Annotated in this window: 13 protein-coding genes; 12 read left to right on the top strand and 1 reads right to left on the bottom strand. The window is 67.9% G+C overall.

Annotated features, from left to right (window positions below; genetic code table 11):
* The first annotated feature begins 11 nt into the window (after nt 1–11).
* From NGB94_RS16035 to NGB94_RS16085, 11 genes are all read left to right on the top strand, one after another.
* Nucleotides 12–671, top strand: a complete 660-nt coding sequence (locus tag NGB94_RS16035; RefSeq protein ID WP_325791708.1) for a response regulator transcription factor — start codon at nt 12–14, stop codon at nt 669–671.
* A 75-nt stretch (nt 672–746) separates the two neighbouring features.
* Nucleotides 747–3,557 (top strand): FAD-binding and (Fe-S)-binding domain-containing protein, encoded by a 2,811-nt coding sequence (locus NGB94_RS16040; RefSeq protein ID WP_325791709.1) that lies wholly within the window; start codon nt 747–749, stop codon nt 3,555–3,557.
* An 84-nt stretch (nt 3,558–3,641) separates the two neighbouring features.
* Nucleotides 3,642–4,571, top strand: a complete 930-nt coding sequence (locus NGB94_RS16045; RefSeq protein WP_325791710.1) for a hypothetical protein — start codon at nt 3,642–3,644, stop codon at nt 4,569–4,571.
* A 67-nt stretch (nt 4,572–4,638) separates the two neighbouring features.
* Complete coding sequence (locus NGB94_RS16050) at nt 4,639–5,775, top strand: ROK family transcriptional regulator (protein WP_325791712.1); 1,137 nt, start codon at nt 4,639–4,641, stop codon at nt 5,773–5,775.
* Between the two features lie 51 nt (nt 5,776–5,826).
* The gene (locus tag NGB94_RS16055; RefSeq protein ID WP_325791714.1) at nt 5,827–6,891 is read left to right on the top strand and encodes an extracellular solute-binding protein; all 1,065 of its coding nucleotides are present in this window, start codon (nt 5,827–5,829) and stop codon (nt 6,889–6,891) included.
* An 81-nt stretch (nt 6,892–6,972) separates the two neighbouring features.
* Complete coding sequence (locus NGB94_RS16060; RefSeq protein WP_325791715.1) at nt 6,973–8,061, top strand: ABC transporter ATP-binding protein; 1,089 nt, start codon at nt 6,973–6,975, stop codon at nt 8,059–8,061.
* Nucleotides 8,058–9,872, top strand: coding sequence for an iron ABC transporter permease (locus tag NGB94_RS16065; RefSeq protein ID WP_325791716.1), 1,815 nt, complete (start codon nt 8,058–8,060; stop codon nt 9,870–9,872). Before NGB94_RS16060 ends, NGB94_RS16065 begins: the two co-directional genes overlap by 4 nt.
* A 2-nt stretch (nt 9,873–9,874) precedes the next feature.
* The gene (locus NGB94_RS16070) at nt 9,875–11,365 is read left to right on the top strand and encodes a lyase family protein (protein WP_325791717.1); all 1,491 of its coding nucleotides are present in this window, start codon (nt 9,875–9,877) and stop codon (nt 11,363–11,365) included.
* Nucleotides 11,362–12,303 carry a carbohydrate kinase family protein gene (locus NGB94_RS16075; protein ID WP_325791718.1) on the top strand — a complete coding sequence of 314 codons (942 nt, stop codon included), beginning with the start codon at nt 11,362–11,364 and terminating at the stop codon, nt 12,301–12,303. The genes NGB94_RS16070 and NGB94_RS16075 overlap by 4 nt, the downstream gene beginning before the upstream one ends.
* Nucleotides 12,304–12,311: 8 nt before the next feature.
* Nucleotides 12,312–13,355 carry an amidohydrolase family protein gene (locus NGB94_RS16080; protein WP_325791720.1) on the top strand — a complete coding sequence of 348 codons (1,044 nt, stop codon included), beginning with the start codon at nt 12,312–12,314 and terminating at the stop codon, nt 13,353–13,355.
* A 2-nt stretch (nt 13,356–13,357) separates the two neighbouring features.
* Nucleotides 13,358–14,119, top strand: a complete 762-nt coding sequence (locus tag NGB94_RS16085; protein WP_418910673.1) for a glucosamine-6-phosphate deaminase — start codon at nt 13,358–13,360, stop codon at nt 14,117–14,119.
* Nucleotides 14,120–14,154: 35 nt separating this feature from the next.
* Here NGB94_RS16085 and NGB94_RS16090 read toward each other — a convergent pair whose 3' ends face one another.
* A complete protein-coding gene (locus NGB94_RS16090) occupies nt 14,155–14,532 on the bottom strand; it encodes a VOC family protein (protein WP_325791722.1) in 378 nt (125 codons plus the stop codon).
* A 114-nt stretch (nt 14,533–14,646) separates the two neighbouring features.
* Between NGB94_RS16090 and NGB94_RS16095 the strand changes: the two genes are divergently transcribed.
* Nucleotides 14,647–15,513 carry an aldo/keto reductase gene (locus NGB94_RS16095; RefSeq protein WP_325791723.1) on the top strand — a complete coding sequence of 289 codons (867 nt, stop codon included), beginning with the start codon at nt 14,647–14,649 and terminating at the stop codon, nt 15,511–15,513.
* The last annotated feature ends 122 nt before the right edge of the window (nt 15,514–15,635 follow it).

Here is a 15,635-nt window from a genome sequence, read left to right on the forward strand (position 1 = left end):
AGGCTTCATGCATGAGGATTGCGATTGCCGAGGATTCGGCGCTGCTGCGGGCCGGGCTGGTGGAACTGCTCTCTGGACGAGGCCACGAGGTGGTGGCCGCAGCCGGGGACGCCGGGGAACTGTTCGCCGCGCTGGAAACCGCCCGGCCCGACGTCGTCATCCTGGACAACCGGATGCCGCCTACCCATACCAGCGAGGGTATCCGAGCGGCGCTGGTCCTGCGCGAGACCCGGCCGGAGACCGGCGTCCTGCTGCTTTCCCAGTACGTTGAGACCCGGTATGCCGCGCAGCTCTTCGCCGGGGAACCCAGCGGCACCGGGTACCTGCTGAAGGACCGGGTGGCGGATGTGCGCAGTTTCCTGGACGCGCTGGAGCGCATCCGTGCCGGGGAGACCGTGCTGGATCCCGAGGTCGTGCGGCAGCTGATGGGAGCGGGCAGTACCCCCGGGCTGGGGTCGCTTACCCCGCGGGAACACGATGTCCTGGACCTCATGGCCCAGGGACGGACAAATGCCGGTATCTGTGCTGAACTGTTCCTCTCCGCCGGCGCGGTGGAGAAGCACATCACCTCGATTTTCGGCAAGCTGCAGCTAGCACCGGCGGCCGGGGACCACAGGCGGGTCCTGGCCGTGCTCCAGTATTTACAGGCCGTGCCGCCGGGCGTGGTCTGACCATTTCACTGTGTCCCGGGCATAGAGTTAATTCGGGAGACAAGTCCCCGTCTTTTTGTCATGGATCAGGATCGTATGTCAGTCACAGCGCAGCACTCCGCACCAGCAATCTCGGCCCTCGGGAGCGAGGGAATCAGCACCCGGGAAATCGACCGCCGGAAAATGGCGCACGATGCCTCGCACTACCTGCTGGTTCCGCAGGCCGTCGCCACCCCGTCCAGCACCGCCGAAGTGGCGCAGCTGCTGCGCCGCAGCCGCGAACTCGGCATCCCCGCCACGTTCCGTTCCGGCGGCACCTCGCTTTCCGGCCAGGCGGTCAGCGACAGCCTCCTGATCGACACCCGCCACCATTTCCGTGACATCGAGGTGCTCGACGGCGGTGCCCGCGTCCGGGTGGCCCCCGGGGCGACAGTGCGGTCGGTGAACTCCCGGCTGGCAGCCTTCGGCCGGAAGCTGGGCCCCGATCCGGCCAGCGAAATCGCGTGCACCATTGGCGGCGTCGTGGCCAACAACTCCTCCGGCATGGCCTGCGGCACTGAATTCAACACTTACCGGACCCTTGAATCAATGGTTCTGGTCCTGGCCAGCGGCACCGTCCTGGACACCGGCGCCCCCGACGCCGAGGAGAAGCTCCGCGCCCTGGAACCGGAGCTTTTCGAAGGCCTGCTGCGCCTCCGCGGCCGGATCGTGGCAAACCCGGACTCCGTAGCCACCATCACCCGCCTGTTCTCCATGAAGAACACCATGGGGTATGGGCTGAACTCCTTCCTGGATTTCGAGAATCCGGCGGACATCCTGGCGCACCTGATGATCGGCAGCGAAGGCACCCTTGGCTTCGTGGCAGAGGCAACCTTCCGCACCATTCCGGCGCTGCCCAAGGTCGCCACCGGCCTCATGTTCTTTGACTCGCTCGACGCCGCTGCCACCGCGCTGCCCGAGCTGACCGCTTCAGGCCTGGCCACCGTGGAGCTGATGGACGCCACCTCGCTCCGGGTCGCCCGGCAGGCAGCGGATGCCCCGCTGGAACTGCGGAACCTTGAAGTCCAGTCCCACGCCGCACTGCTTGTGGAGCACCAGGCCGCGACTGTGGAGGAGCTCGAAGCCAAACGGGACGCATCCCAGCCGCTGTTCGAGTCGCTGCGCCTGGCCGCTCCGTTCGCGATGACCACCGACGCACGGGACCGGGCCGGCATGTGGCATATGCGCAAGGGCCTCTACACCACGGTGGCCGGTGCCCGCCCGTCCGGCACCAACGCGCTGCTGGAGGACATTGTGGTGCCGGTGCCGTCGCTGGCCCGCACCTGCGCCGAACTTGCCACCCTGTTCACTGCGCACCATTACCGGGACTCGGTGATCTTCGGGCACGCCAAGGACGGCAACATCCATTTCATGCTCAATGAGAACTTCAGCGATCCGGCCGAGCTGGCCCGCTACGAGGCGTTCACCGAGGAAATGGTGGACCTGGTCCTGGGTGAAGGCGGCTCGCTGAAAGCGGAGCACGGTACCGGCCGGATCATGGCTCCGTACGTGCGCCGCCAGTACGGCGATGAACTGTACGAAATCATGGTGGAGGTCAAGCAGCTCATCGACCCGGCCCACCTGCTGAACCCGGGCGTGCTGATCAACGACGACCCGCGCTCCTACGTGCAGAACCTCAAGGTGGCCCCCACCGTGGAAGCGGAAGTGGACCGCTGCGTGGAGTGCGGCTACTGCGAGCCCGTGTGCCCCAGCAAGGACATCACCACCACCCCGCGCCAGCGCATTGTCCTGCGCCGCGAAATTGCCGACGCCGAGGCCCGCGGGGATTCGGTCCTCGCCGCCACGCTGCGTGCGGACTATGACTACGACGGCGTGCAGACCTGCGCCGTGGACGGCATGTGCGGCACGGCCTGTCCCGTGCTGATCAACACCGGCGACCTGGTCCGCCGGCTCCGCGCAGAGAACGCCAACAAGGCAGCCGATGCCGGCTGGAAGGCTGCCGCCGGACGCTGGGGCACCATGACCTCTGTGGGAGGCAAGGCCCTGAGCCTGGCGAAGGCCGTGCCTTCTCCCCTGCCCAAGCTGGCCACCGCCGTCGGGCGCGCGGTCCTCGGGGCGGACAACGTCCAGTCCTATGAGACGGTGCTGCCCGCCGGCGGATCGCGGCGCACCCCGCATGAGGACGCGGATCCCGTGGCCGTGTTCTTCCCGGCCTGTATCGGAACCATGTTCGGCCCGGCCAAGGGCGGCGAAGGATCCGCACCGGCATTCATGGAACTGTGCGACCGGGCCGGTGTTGGCGTCCGGGTGCCCAAGGGCATCGAGAACCTGTGCTGCGGCACGCCGTGGAAGTCCAAGGGCTTTACCTCCGGCTACTCGGTCATGACGGAAAAGGTCCTGGCCAACCTGTGGGTCGCCACCAACGGCGGCGAGCTGCCCGTGGTCTGCGACGCCGCATCCTGCACCGAGGGCCTGGACACGATGAAGCGGCTGGCCGGCGAGAGCCCGGTTTACCCCGGGCTGCGGTTCGTCGATTCGGTGGACTTTGTCCGCGATGCCGTCCTGCCCCGGCTGGAGGTGAAGCGGAAGCTTGGCTCGCTGGCCCTGCATCCCACCTGCTCTTCTACCCAGCTGGGCGCCAACGACGCGCTCACCGGGATCGCGGCGGCCGTCAGCGCAGAGGTCTTCGTGCCGCCGAGCTGGGGCTGCTGTGCCTTCGCCGGCGACCGCGGGCTGCTCCACCCCGAACTGACCGCCTCGGCTACCCAAAAGCAGGCGGAGGAAATCAACGAGCGGGTCTTCGACGGATATGCCTCGGTGAACCGCACCTGCGAGATCGGCATGACCAAGGCGACCGGCCACGACTACCGGCACATCCTGGAGTACCTGGCCGAAGCAACGCGCTGACGTGGCCGGTTCGACGCCGGGTGCCTGACGGGAGCAGAATCGAAGGGAAAGCAGACTACACATCCTTTCGGAGGATGAGCTTCCATGAGCAAGGCCAAGAATGCCCTGGCTGCCGGTGCGCTGGTGCTGGCGCTGGGGGCTTCCGCCGCGGGGATCTCGGTGCTCGGCCGGTCCGAACCCGGCGGTCCTGAACCATACCGCACGCTGATTCCTGCACCATCGCCCACCGTCAGCGTGCCCGCCGAATCCGGGCCGCCTGTCCAGGACTACGTTGCCGTACCCGCGCCCACAGCGGACCCGGTATCCCCCGCACCAGTCCGGGAGTCCGCACCAGCCCGGGAGCCCGCACCGGATACCGGGGCGGCCCCCACGCAGGATCCGGCCGCTGAAGCGCCCGGAGCCGGCACTTCCGCCGCACCGGAAAGCGGCGCCCAGGAGAACGGTGCGGAGCCCGACGCCGCACCGGCGGCAAACGCCGAGCAGCGGGCCCTCGCGTCCCGGACAGCCTGGGACGCCGCTGAACGAAACCGGGTCGCAGCTGCCCTGGCCGCCGCAGACGACTACACCGCTGCACACCCGGCAACAGCCGAGGCAGCCGTCTATGCATCGGTCCGCGCTGATCTGGCGTGCGGTTCCTTTGAAGACAGCACAACCCTGGTTACCCGTGCTTTGCAGAGCGCCGGCTACACCTTCACCGGGTGCGGCCCGCAGGATATTCTCAGCTGGTTCAGGGGTCATCCCGGCTACGGGACTGTTATGACAGATGCCGGCTCCGCCCGGCCGGGATCCCTGGTAATTGCCCGCGGGCCGGAGGGAAACGCCGTCATCGGGGTCTACCTCAGCGATGGGCTGGCCGTCTTCGGCGGCGACGCAGTCGCTGCATCCGGTACCGGAAACTCTCCGCCGGCCTCGGCCCTCATTGCCCCCGCAGACCTGTTCCGTTCCGCGCTGCTGCCGGCCGCCGACACGGTGAAAGCAACCCCGGCCTACGTCCGGCCTGCGCCGTTCGCCTGAGCATTCCGCCCTTGCTGGTTCAAAACTAATCCTTGCAATCTTACTTTCTTCACCGTATAAAGTAAGAATGTCGTCCACCTCACATGCACCGACGGGCCGCCGTGAACTCCGGCGAATCCGGGTGGAGGCCGTAGTAGGGGCCCTGTTGTCCCACGGCCCCATCTCCCGCACCGACCTCGCTGCGGCGACCGGGTACAGCCCCTCGACCGTCACCGGAATCGTGCATGAGCTGCAGGAACTGGGCTACCTCCAAGAGGTGGGCCAGCGCGAATCCACCGGCGGACGCCGGCGCACGCTGATGGAAATCGACCGCTCCGCCGTCGTCCTGGTAGTGGCCGAGGTCTCCCGCGGGGCCGTGCGCGCCAGCCTGGTGGACCTCGACGCCGCAGTACTTGAAACCCGTGAGTCAGCGTTCGACGCCGGGGATCCGGTGTCCTCGACGGCACGCGCCGTCTCCGAGCTGGCCGCCGCCGCACCGCGCCGGCCGGCCCGCCTGGTCCTGGCCCTGCCCGGCGTCGTCGGCAATGACGGCACGGTGAGCCTGGCCCCGGACTTTGCCGCCGCGAACGGCTCCGAACTTGCCGGTGAACTGCAGCGCCGCACCGGGCTGCAGGTCACCCTTGAAAACGACGTCAACCTTGTAGCCCTCGGCGAGCGAAGCGCAGGTGCCGCCGCCGGCGTCGACGACCTGGTGCTGATCCACGTGGCCGAAGGCATCGGAGCCACCATCCTCAGCGGCGGCAGGCTCCTCCACGGAGCGACGCGTTCCGCCGGAGAGGTCGGCTTTCTGCCCGTGGCACCCCGGCCTCTCCCCCACGGCAACCGCGGTCCCTTCGAGGCAGCCTGGAGCACCCCGGCCATTGCCGCCGCTGCTTCGGCGGCAGGGCTCGACGCCGACGGGCCGGTCATCGCACGGATCTGCACCGACGAACGCACCCGGTCCCTGCGCGACGACGTCCTGGACGCCTGGGCCTGGGCCGCCGTCGTCTGTGCCTGTGTCCTGAACCCGGCCCTGGTCGTCTTCTCCGGCGACGCCGTCGACCTTGACGATCCCGCCCGAGACGCTCTCGCCAGCCGCATCCACGCCGCAGCGCCGTCCGCGCCGGACGTCACCTTCGCGTCCCTGGGCGCCGCCGGCATCCTGCACGGTGCCGTGGCCCGCGTCCTGGAAGACCCCTCAGCCCTCCTCACACCCGGCAGCTAAGCCTGCCGGCCTCCACTAACCACCCGCACCACCACACCCAAGGAGAAGTACATGATCCGCACTGTCCGCAAGCCGCTCGGCGCCGTTGCCGGCGGCCTCGCGCTGATGCTCGCTCTCTCGTCCTGCGGCCTGGACGATTCGTCCTCCGGTGCCGAAGGCTCCGACGGCGGCACCCTCACCATCTACACCGCCCGGGACAAGGGCCTGGCCGAGGCAGTCGTCGTCGACTTCGAGAAAGCCAACCCGGACTACGCCGGCAAGGTGGAAATCCTGACCCTCGGCGCGCAGGAAGCACTCGAGCGCATCCGCGCCGAGAAGGCCAACCCGCAGGGCGACATCTGGTGGGGCGGCACCGGCCAGCAGATGAAGCAGGCTGCCGGGGACGACGTCCTGGCCCCCGCCCCGGAAGCAGTGATCGACGCCGTTCCCGAAGACCTGCGCGACCCCGCGGGCCTCTGGGTCGGCGAAATGCAGCTCGCCGAAGTCATCTTCTACAACCACGACATGCTCAGCGAGGCAGAGGCGCCCAAGGACTGGGATGACCTGATTGCTCCGGAAATGGCCGACAAGCTGGCTATCCGCGACGTCGAAGCTTCCGGCACCATGCGCAGCATCTACTCCGCCATGATCGACCGCCAGTACGACGCCGCGGGCTCACCCGAGGCCGGCTACGACTGGCTGCGTAAGCTCGACGCCAACACCAAGGTCTACGCAGCCAACCCCACTGACCTCTACCTGCGCGTGACCCGCCAGGAGGCAGCTGCCAGCGCCTGGAACCTGCAGGACGTAATGCTGCAGATCGAGAGCCAGAACGCCCCCTACACCCCGGTGATCCCCGAGTCCGGCGCTCCGATGCTCGTGGACGGCGTAGCCAAGATCAAGAACGGCCCGTCCAGCGACGCCGCTGACGCCTTCCTCGAGTTCCTCTTCAGCGAAGAAACCCAGAAGGACCTCTCCGAGACCTACTACCAGATCCCCTCGATCGAAATGACTGAGACCCCGGCCTGGCTGGCCGAACTGGACCTGGTTGAAATGGACGTCGACTGGGACCGCATCGGCCAGAACGAATCCGAATGGATCGGCTACTGGGCAGAAAACATCAAGGGCAAGGGCTAACCCAGCCCGGACAGGCAGCCGGCGCCCCGGCGCCGGCTGCCTCCCCCACCTTCCAACCCCCTACCCCTGCGGAGAGCAGCCATGACACGAGTCCTCCTCGAATCGATTGAAAAACGGTACCCGGGTGCCGCGCCTTCAGTGGCAGACCTCAACCTCACCATCGAAGACGGCGAGTTCTTCACCCTCCTGGGCCCGTCCGGGTGCGGCAAGTCCACCACCCTGCGCATGGTTGCAGGCTTCATCCAGCCCTCCCGCGGGCGGATCCTCTTCAATGACCGCGACGTCACGAATACCGCGCCCAACCGCCGCGACACCGGCATGGTCTTCCAGAACTACGCCCTGTTCCCGCACATGACCGTGCGGGCCAACGTCGGGTACGGCCTCAGCGTCCGCCGCACGGCACGCGCGGAGAAGAACAAGCGCGTGGACCGCGCCCTGCAGCAGGTTGGTCTCGAAGGTTACGCAAACCGCCGCATCGACATGCTCTCCGGCGGGCAGCAGCAGCGCGTGGCCCTGGCCCGGGCCCTGGTCATCCAGCCCTCGGTTCTGCTGCTCGACGAGCCGCTGTCCAACCTGGACGCCAAACTGCGCGAAGAGACCCGCGCGGAAATCCGCGGCACCCAGAAGGCCGCCGGAATCACCTCCATCTACGTCACCCACGACCAGGCCGAGGCCATGGCCATGAGCGACCGCGTCGCCATCCTCGAATCCGGCCGGCTGCACCAGGTTGCCCCGCCGCGCGAGGTCTACCACCGGCCGGCCACGCCCTTCGTCGCGCGGTTCATCGGCCGCTCCAACGTACTTGAATGCACCGTGCTGGAAACCGGCACCGACTCCGTACAGCTCAAACTGGCAGACGGATCAATCCTGCGCGCCCCGCGGGTCACCGGCACCGCCTCCGGCAACGCCGCCGCAGGCGATACCGCCGCGGTAAGCCTTCGCCCCGAATCCTTCACCATGCACACGGACGCCGGCGGCGAGAGCCGCCCGGGCACGCTCCGCGGCACGGTCAGGACCGCCGAATTCACCGGCGCTGTCAACGTTTACGAAGTCGACTGGAACGGCCAGGACCTGGTGGTCTCCGTCCCCGATTCCGAGGACCGCGCGCAGCCCGGGGATCGGGTCACCCTGTTCCCGCACCCGGACCGGGTCTGGCTGGTGGCCCCGTGACCGGGCTCGCCGCAAGACTGCGGAACCGCAGCGGAACCACGTCCTCTGACCGGTTCATCTACTGGCTGGCTATTCCGCTGGTCCTGATCCTCCTGCTGTACATCGTGATTCCGATGTTCGCCACGGCACGCACCAGCGTCGACGGCGGAATCGGGAACTACAGCGGCTTCTTCGGCGGCAACTCCGGCCGGGCGCTCGGCCTCTCCGTGGGCATCTCCGTGGTCTCCGTGATCACCACCGGCGTCATCGGCACGGCGCTGGCCGTGCTGCTGACCCGCTTCGACTTCCCCGGCCGCAACGTCCTGCGCCTGTTCGCGATGCTGCCCATGGCGCTGCCGCCGCTGATCGGCGCCGTCTCCTTCTACTTCCTCTACGCCGAAAGCGGGATCCTGCCGCGCTTCCTGGCACAGTACTTCGGGGCTGACCCCGGAGCAGTCTCGGCCAACGGCGTCCTGGGCGTACTCCTGGTCCACACCATGACCATGTACCCATACTTCTACCTGGCGGTCTCCTCCGGCCTGGCCGGCTCCGATGCCTCCATGGAAGAAGCCGCCCTGAACCTCGGCGCCAGCCGCTTCACCATGTGGCGCACGGTGCTGCTGCCCATGCTGACCCCGGCCCTGGTGTCCGGCGCCCTGCTGACCTTCATGGTCTCCATGGCATCCTTCACCGCACCGCAGTTCTACAACGTGCAGACCCTGACCATGCAGATTGTGGCCTCAAGGACTTCCGGCGCCTACGAACTCGCCGCTGCCCAGTCCACGGTCCTGTCCGTCGTCTCCATCCTGTTCCTGCTCGCGATGCGCTGGTACCAGAACCGCCGCGTGCACCGCAGCGCCTCCAAGGGAACCCCGCAGGCCGTGAAGGTCATCCACGGCACGCTCCCCCGCCTCGGTGCGGGCCTCGGTTCCGCCGTCCTGGTGCTGATCCTGATGGCCCCGGCCGCGGTGATCGTGCTGCTGGCCTTCACCGTAGACGGCTCATGGACCGTGCAGATCCTCCCGAGCCAGTACACGCTGGGGAACTTCTCCCGGATCTTCACCGATCCGGCGACCCTGCGCCCCATCCTGGTGAGCAGCCAGATGGCCTTCATCGCCATGATCGCGTGCACCGTGGTCGGCGTCATCGCCTCCTGGGTCGTCACCCGCTGGAAGGGCCCGGGCAAGGGACTGCTGGACGTGATGGTCATGATTCCCTGGGCGCTGCCCGGCACCGTCGTCGGCGTCAACCTGGTGACCGCATTCGCCAGCCCCTCGCCGTTCAACCTGGGACAGGTCCTCATCGGTTCGCTGTGGATCCTTCCGGTCGCCTACTTTGTCCGGTTCCTTCCGCTGGTCTTCCGGTCCGCCAACGCTGCCCTGGCCCAGATCGATCCCTCCGTGGAAGAAGCCGCCCGCAACCTTGGTGCCGGCCACTGGCGCGTACTGCGCACCGTGACGGTTCCGCTGATGTACCGCGGCATCCTGGCCGGCGCCCTGATGGCGTTCATCCAGGGCTTCGGCGAGTACGTAGCCTCCGTGGTGATCTACCCGGCGCGCTTCGCGCCGCTGTCCGTGGAGATCTACAACCGGATCTACTCCAACGAGTTCGGCACCGCCGCAGCGTACGGCACCCTGCAGATGGGGCTGATCCTGATTGCCCTGATCATCTCCCAGCGGCTTGAGAACCCGGGAAGCGGCGGCATCGCCAGGATGCTGCGCCGCCGCCGCCGTCCCACCGTGGAAACTCCGCTGGTTGGCCCCATGCCTCCCACCGCTACCCCGCTGCCCATTCCCTCTTCCGCCGCCCCCGACCTGAAGCCGGTGAAATAAGCATGACCACCACCTCCCGTCCGCTCCTGACCGACCGCCCCGACCTGTCCGTCTACTGGGACAACCACCTGCGCGACGCCTTCGAGGAAGCTGCAGCCAATATCTATCCGCCCATGGTGGAAGCCTCCCTGGCCCACGTCTGGATGCTCGACGACGAAGGCATCCTTCCGCGGGAGCGCTCCGCCAGGCTGGAGAAGGGCCTGCTGGAACTGTGGGAACGGATCACCGACGGCCGGCAGGAATACGCCTTCGACGGCTCCGTGGAAGACCCCTACTACTTCATGGAACAGCAGCTCGCCGCCGCCTGCGGCATCTCCACCTCGGAGCTGGACGTGCAGCTGGCCCGCAGCCGCAACGACCTCGATGCCGGGGCGTTCCGGATGGTGCTCCGGCGCCAGATCCTCGACCAGGCGGACCTTGTCCTCCAGGCCGCCGCGGACGCCGCTGAACTGGCCCGCCGGCATGCCGACGCGCTGATCATCGGCTTCACGCACCGCCGCCCTGCCCAGCCCACGACTATCGGCCATGTCATGGGGGGCCTGGCCGAAGCCCTGCTGAGCCAGGGACGGGAGCTGCTGGACATCTATGCGGAGATGAACGTGTCCCCGCTGGGGTCCGCGGCGTTCACCGGCTCCGACGTGCCAATCAACCCGCAGACGGTCGCCGACCTGCTGGGCTTCGATTCAACGTTCACGTCCAGCTACGAAGCAGTCGCGGGGGCGGAGCACTTCATGCGCCTGGCCGCCGCGCAGGCCCGGATCTGCGCCACCGGTGCACGCTTCTCCCGGGTGCTGCTGGAATGGATGACGTTCGGCTGGGTTGCCACCCCGGACGCCTACACCCAGGGCTCCTCGATCATGCCGCAGAAGAAGAACCCCGTGGTGCTGGAGCACATGGTTTCCATGGCCGGGGCCGCCGCCGCGGATATGTCCGCAACCTACGCGAACATCAACTCCGGCTGGTACGAGGATTCAAACAACGCCACCACTGACGTGCAGAAGCATCTCTGGCGTGCCTCGGACCGGGTGATCCGGTTCGTGCGGATGCTGGACGGCCTGCTGGGCGAATTCACCGTTCTGCGGCTTCCGGACAAGGCGGAGATCGTCCGCTCCGGCGCCACCACCACGTCCGTGGCGGAAGCACTGGCAGTCGCCGGGGTTCCCTGGCGTGGAGCGCACGACGTCGTCGGGCGGCTGTTCAAGTCCGCTGACCCCACAGCGTGGTCACGGGATCAGGTGACCGAGGCCCTCGCCGCCGGGAACATCAGCGCGGACCTGGCCGATCTGGTGCTCGCCGCCGGAACCGATCCGGGACGCATCCTGGACCGGCCGCAGGCCGGCAGCCCCGGCATCAAGGCTGTGACCGCCACCGCGGACCTCGCGGCGGAGGCCGCCCGGACACTCGCCGTCCGTGCCGCGGAACTGCGGGCCGGTATCGACGCAGCGCGCGCAGCACTGCTGGAACGCGCGCAGGCGCTGGCGGCTGCGGCATGAGCGGTGCGCAGGCCGGCATCACCGTAGTAGGGAACACCAACCTGGACATCATGGTGTCCGGGACAGCAGCCCTCCCCGAGCCGGGAACCGAAGCGATCGTGCCGGGCATCGACATCCGGCTGGGCGGGTCCGCGGGGAACCTCGCCGTCCGCTGCGCCGGCCTGGGACAGGAAACCGTCCTGGTCAGCAAGGTCGGAGACGACGCGTCCACCCGCCTGGTGGAACAGGAACTGGCGCTGCCCGGACTTTCGGCAGAGCTGGTGCGCGACGCCGGGCTGCCCAGCGGCATCACGGTCGCCGTGGAGGCACCCGGGCGGGACCGAGCGTTCATCTCCTCCCTCGGAGCGATGGCGGAGCTGACTCCGCAGGACGTTCCTGCCTCCGCCCTGGGCGCCGGAACCGTGGTGCTGGCCGGTTACTTCCTGCTGCCCAAACTGCGCGGGAACGCCGCCCATGAGCTTTTCGCCGCAGCGCACGCCAACGGGGCCCTTACCGTGCTGGACACCGGCTGGCCTGCCGAAGGCTGGACCGAGGAGGTCCGCCTGGAGGTCCACGGCGTACTGGACTCCGTGGACGTGTTCCTTCCGAACAGCGACGAACTGGCCGGCCTGACCGGCAACCCGGATCCGCGGGCCGCCGCCCTGTTCCTGGCACGGCAGACGTCCACCCTGGTAGCCGCGAAACTCGGAGCCGACGGCGCCGGGCTGGCGCTGCCGGACGGAACCTGGCTGCATTCGGCGGCCCGGCCGGTGACCCCGGTGGACAGCACCGGCGCCGGGGACGGCTTCAACGCCGCGTTCCTGGCCTGCCTCGCCCGCCGGGACACACCCGCGCAGGCGCTGTCCGCCGCGGTCAGCTACGCCACCGAACTGGTGGCCACCGCACCCAACCGGCGCAGCGCCGTCGTACTGACCGAATCCCAGCCCCTGTCCCTGTAGGAGGAACCGTGCACGTCTCCCGGATCGGGAACCGCCCTGTGGTGCAGGGCCTGTCAATCATCGATTTCCATCTGCATTTCCGGATGCCGTTCGATCCGCTGACCCGGCAGCTCTCCGGCGGCCAGTTCGCCTGCGAGGAATCAAGCCCCGCTGCCGCGGAACGGGCTGCCAAGGTGGCTGGAATGTCAGCCCAGTGGCGGCGCAGCTGGGACTTCGCAGATCCGGAAAGCACCGCGCAGGACGCCGGATGGGAAGCGGAAGCGGACCGCTGGACAGCGGAACTGGACCAGCACCACATTGAACACGCCGCGTTCGTCACCGCCGGCGGGAACAAGGAAATGGCCGCGCTGGTGGAACGTGGTGACGGGCGTTTCCTGGGTCTGGCCGCCATGGCCGATCCCTTCGCACCGGGGGCGGTGGAGGAGTTCCGGCGGGCGGTCCGCGACGACGGACTGCGCGGCCTGAAGCTCTTCGCCCCGCTGATGTCCTCGCGCATCGATGACCCCGCTGCGGATCCGCTCTGGCGGGTCGCCGCGGAATACCAAGTGCCCGTGCTGATCCACTTTGGGCACTGCGGCTCCGCCGGCGGGATTGCGCACAACGCGATGATTGAGCCGGCCTGGCTGGAGGCTGTGGCCAAGCGGCATCCCGACGTGACGTTCGTGGTGCCGCACTTCGGAATCCAGCACGTGCAGCAGGTGCTGTTCCTGATGTGGGCCTGCCCCAACGTGCTGGTGGACACCTCCGGCTCCAACCAGTGGGTCCGGTTCATGGCCCAGAAACTGACCCTCGAGGACCTCTTCCGCCGGTTCTACGAAACCCACGGACCGGAACGGATAGTCTTCGGCACCGATTCGTCCTGGTTCCCGCGCGGCTACGCCCGGCGCTACCTGGTGGACCAGCTGCGGATCTGCTGGGAAATGGGCATGCCCGCAGCTGATGTGCAGAAGATCTTCGGGGCCAACGCCGCGGGGCTGCTCGGCCTGGCTGACTGGACGCCGGCTGATCCGGAGCTGGCTCGCGCGCTCTCCCGGGAAGGAACCCGGGCATGAGCGTGCAGGTCCTGGTTGCCTCCTCCGCGCAGGACCAGGGCGCAGCCGCGGCCGACGCCGTGCTCGACCGGTTGGCCGCCTGTGCCAGTCCTGTCCTGGGCATCGCCACCGGTTCCTCCCCGCTGCCGCTTTATAAGCAGCTGGCGCGGCGGTCCCGGGAGCTGCCGCGGCTGCGTGCTTTCGCGTTGGACGAATACCTCGGCCTGCCGGCGGGCCATCCGCAAAGCTACCGCGAAGTGGTGCGCCGGGAAGTCGTGGAGCCGCTGGGCCTGGATCCCGCTGAGGTCCATGTGCCGGACGGCGCCGCGCCTGATCCGCAGCGCGCCGCAGCTGCCTACGAGGAGCTGATCCGGGCCGCGGGAGGCATCGACGTGCAGATCCTGGGCATCGGCAGCAACGGGCACCTGGCCTTCAACGAACCCGGTTCGGCACTGGATTCCCGCACGCGCGCGGTCGAGCTGACCCACAGCACCCGGGAAGCGAACGCCCGGTTCTTTCCCTCGCTCGGTGACGTTCCGATACAGGCGCTGACGCAGGGGCTGGGCACCATCCGGGAGGCACGGTCCCTGGTCCTGCTGGCCTCCGGTCCCGAGAAGGCTGAGGCAATTGCCGCTGCCCTGACCGGTCCGGTGACCCCGGAGGTTCCGGCGTCGGTCCTGCAGCTGCACCCGGATGTAACCGTGCTGCTGGCCGGCGGCGCCGAAACCGGGCTGGCGCCGGGCAGTTACCGGCTGGTGCGGGAAAACAGCGCCGCGGGACGCTGACGGCCGCAGTTTCGGCGGGTTCCGGCCCTGCGCGCCTAGTGTGCGGTCAGGGCCGGAGGCTCCTGCAGGGACCACTGGTTGCCGTCCGGGTCGCTGAAGTAGACAAAGGTTCCCCAGTCCAGCGGCGTCACCTCGCTCACCCCCGGCACGCCGCCGTCGAGCAGGTGCTGGCGGGCTTCGACGGCGCTGGGCACCACTATCTGGATCCGCTGGGTGCCGGGAACCATGTCCGTAGTTCCTTCACCGATCACCACGGAGCACGCAGAGCCGGGTGGAGTCAGCTGCACGAACCGCAGGGTCTCGTCCACACGGTGGTCGTGGTCGGCGGCAAAACCGACCTGGTTCACGTAGAAGTGTTTCGCGGCGTCGACGTCGGACACCGGCACGGGAACAAGCTCTATTTTCCAGTCCATGCGCAGGAACATACGCCACTGCGGGAACCGGAAAAACACCTGCCAGGACAGTTTCGGTCCGCATTCACCAGGCAAAAAGGAATAAGCCTGCTTAGTATTGGGTTGTACCCCGACATGACTGAGCAGAGGAACAACACCTTGTCCGCAACCATCGACCTGAAGGACCTGGGCACCGTGAACCGACTTGGCTTCGGTGCCATGCGCATCGTCGGCCCCGGTGTCTGGGGCGAGCCCGAAAGCCGCGGCACCGCCGTCGAGGTGGTGCGCCGCGCCGTCGAACTGGGCGTCGATTTCATCGATACCGCCGATTCCTACGGCCCCAACATCAGTGAAGAAATCATTGCCGAAGCGCTCTACCCCTACCCGGACGGCCTGAGGATCGGCACCAAGGCCGGATTCGTGCGCACCGGGCCGGACGAGTGGATTCCGCTGGGACGCCCCGAGTACCTCCGCCAGCAGGCCGAGCTGAGCCTGCGGAAGCTGAAGGTGGATTCCCTGGACCTGCTGCAGCTGCACCGCATCGACCCGACTGTGGACGCCGAGGAGCAGTTCGGCGTGCTGGCAGAGCTGCAGAAGGAAGGCAAGGTCAAGGCACTGGGGCTGTCCCAGGTGAGCGTCGAGCAGCTGGAGGCCGCCGGAAAGCACTTCTCCGTCTCCACCGTGCAGAACCGCTACAACCTCACGGACCGCTCTTCCGAGGACGTGCTTGAATACGCCACGGCGAACGGCATCGGATTCATCCCCTGGGCCCCCATCTCCGCCGGCGAACTCGCCCAGCCGGGCGGCGTGCTGGACGACGCGGCCAAGAAGCTCGGCGCCACCACTTCCCAGGTCGCCCTGGCCTGGCTCCTGAAGCGTTCACCGGTCATGATGCCCATTCCCGGAACCGGATCGGTGGCCCACCTCGAAGAGAACCTGGGCGCCCGGGACCTGGTGCTGGGCGACGAAACGTTCGAAGCGATCGACGCCGCTGCCCGCTAGCTGTACTGAGACACCACGTTGGTTACACGTGAATAGGGTGAAGACCTCTTAGGTTTGGTGGTTACCACACACAGCCGAACCCAAGAGGTCTTCATGTCCCACGGTAATGCCCGTCTGGCTCC

Origin of the sequence: Arthrobacter koreensis (assembly GCF_035792275.1) — a bacterium.
GTDB classification, from domain to species: Bacteria; Actinomycetota; Actinomycetes; order Actinomycetales; family Micrococcaceae; genus Arthrobacter_B; species Arthrobacter_B koreensis_A.

What these genes read in the sequence shown, in the direction of transcription:
- NGB94_RS16035 (WP_325791708.1), top strand. Translation starts at nt 12, where the DNA reads ATGAGGATTGCGATTGCCGAGGATTCGGCGCTGCTGCGGGCCGGGCTG.
- NGB94_RS16040 (WP_325791709.1), top strand. Translation starts at nt 747, where the DNA reads ATGTCAGTCACAGCGCAGCACTCCGCACCAGCAATCTCGGCCCTCGGG.
- NGB94_RS16045 (WP_325791710.1), top strand. Translation starts at nt 3,642, where the DNA reads ATGAGCAAGGCCAAGAATGCCCTGGCTGCCGGTGCGCTGGTGCTGGCG.
- NGB94_RS16050 (WP_325791712.1), top strand. Translation starts at nt 4,639, where the DNA reads ATGTCGTCCACCTCACATGCACCGACGGGCCGCCGTGAACTCCGGCGA.
- NGB94_RS16055 (WP_325791714.1), top strand. Translation starts at nt 5,827, where the DNA reads ATGATCCGCACTGTCCGCAAGCCGCTCGGCGCCGTTGCCGGCGGCCTC.
- NGB94_RS16060 (WP_325791715.1), top strand. Translation starts at nt 6,973, where the DNA reads ATGACACGAGTCCTCCTCGAATCGATTGAAAAACGGTACCCGGGTGCC.
- NGB94_RS16070 (WP_325791717.1), top strand. Translation starts at nt 9,875, where the DNA reads ATGACCACCACCTCCCGTCCGCTCCTGACCGACCGCCCCGACCTGTCC.
- NGB94_RS16075 (WP_325791718.1), top strand. Translation starts at nt 11,362, where the DNA reads ATGAGCGGTGCGCAGGCCGGCATCACCGTAGTAGGGAACACCAACCTG.
- NGB94_RS16090 (WP_325791722.1), bottom strand. Translation starts at nt 14,532, where the DNA reads ATGGACTGGAAAATAGAGCTTGTTCCCGTGCCGGTGTCCGACGTCGAC.
- NGB94_RS16095 (WP_325791723.1), top strand. Translation starts at nt 14,647, where the DNA reads ATGACTGAGCAGAGGAACAACACCTTGTCCGCAACCATCGACCTGAAG.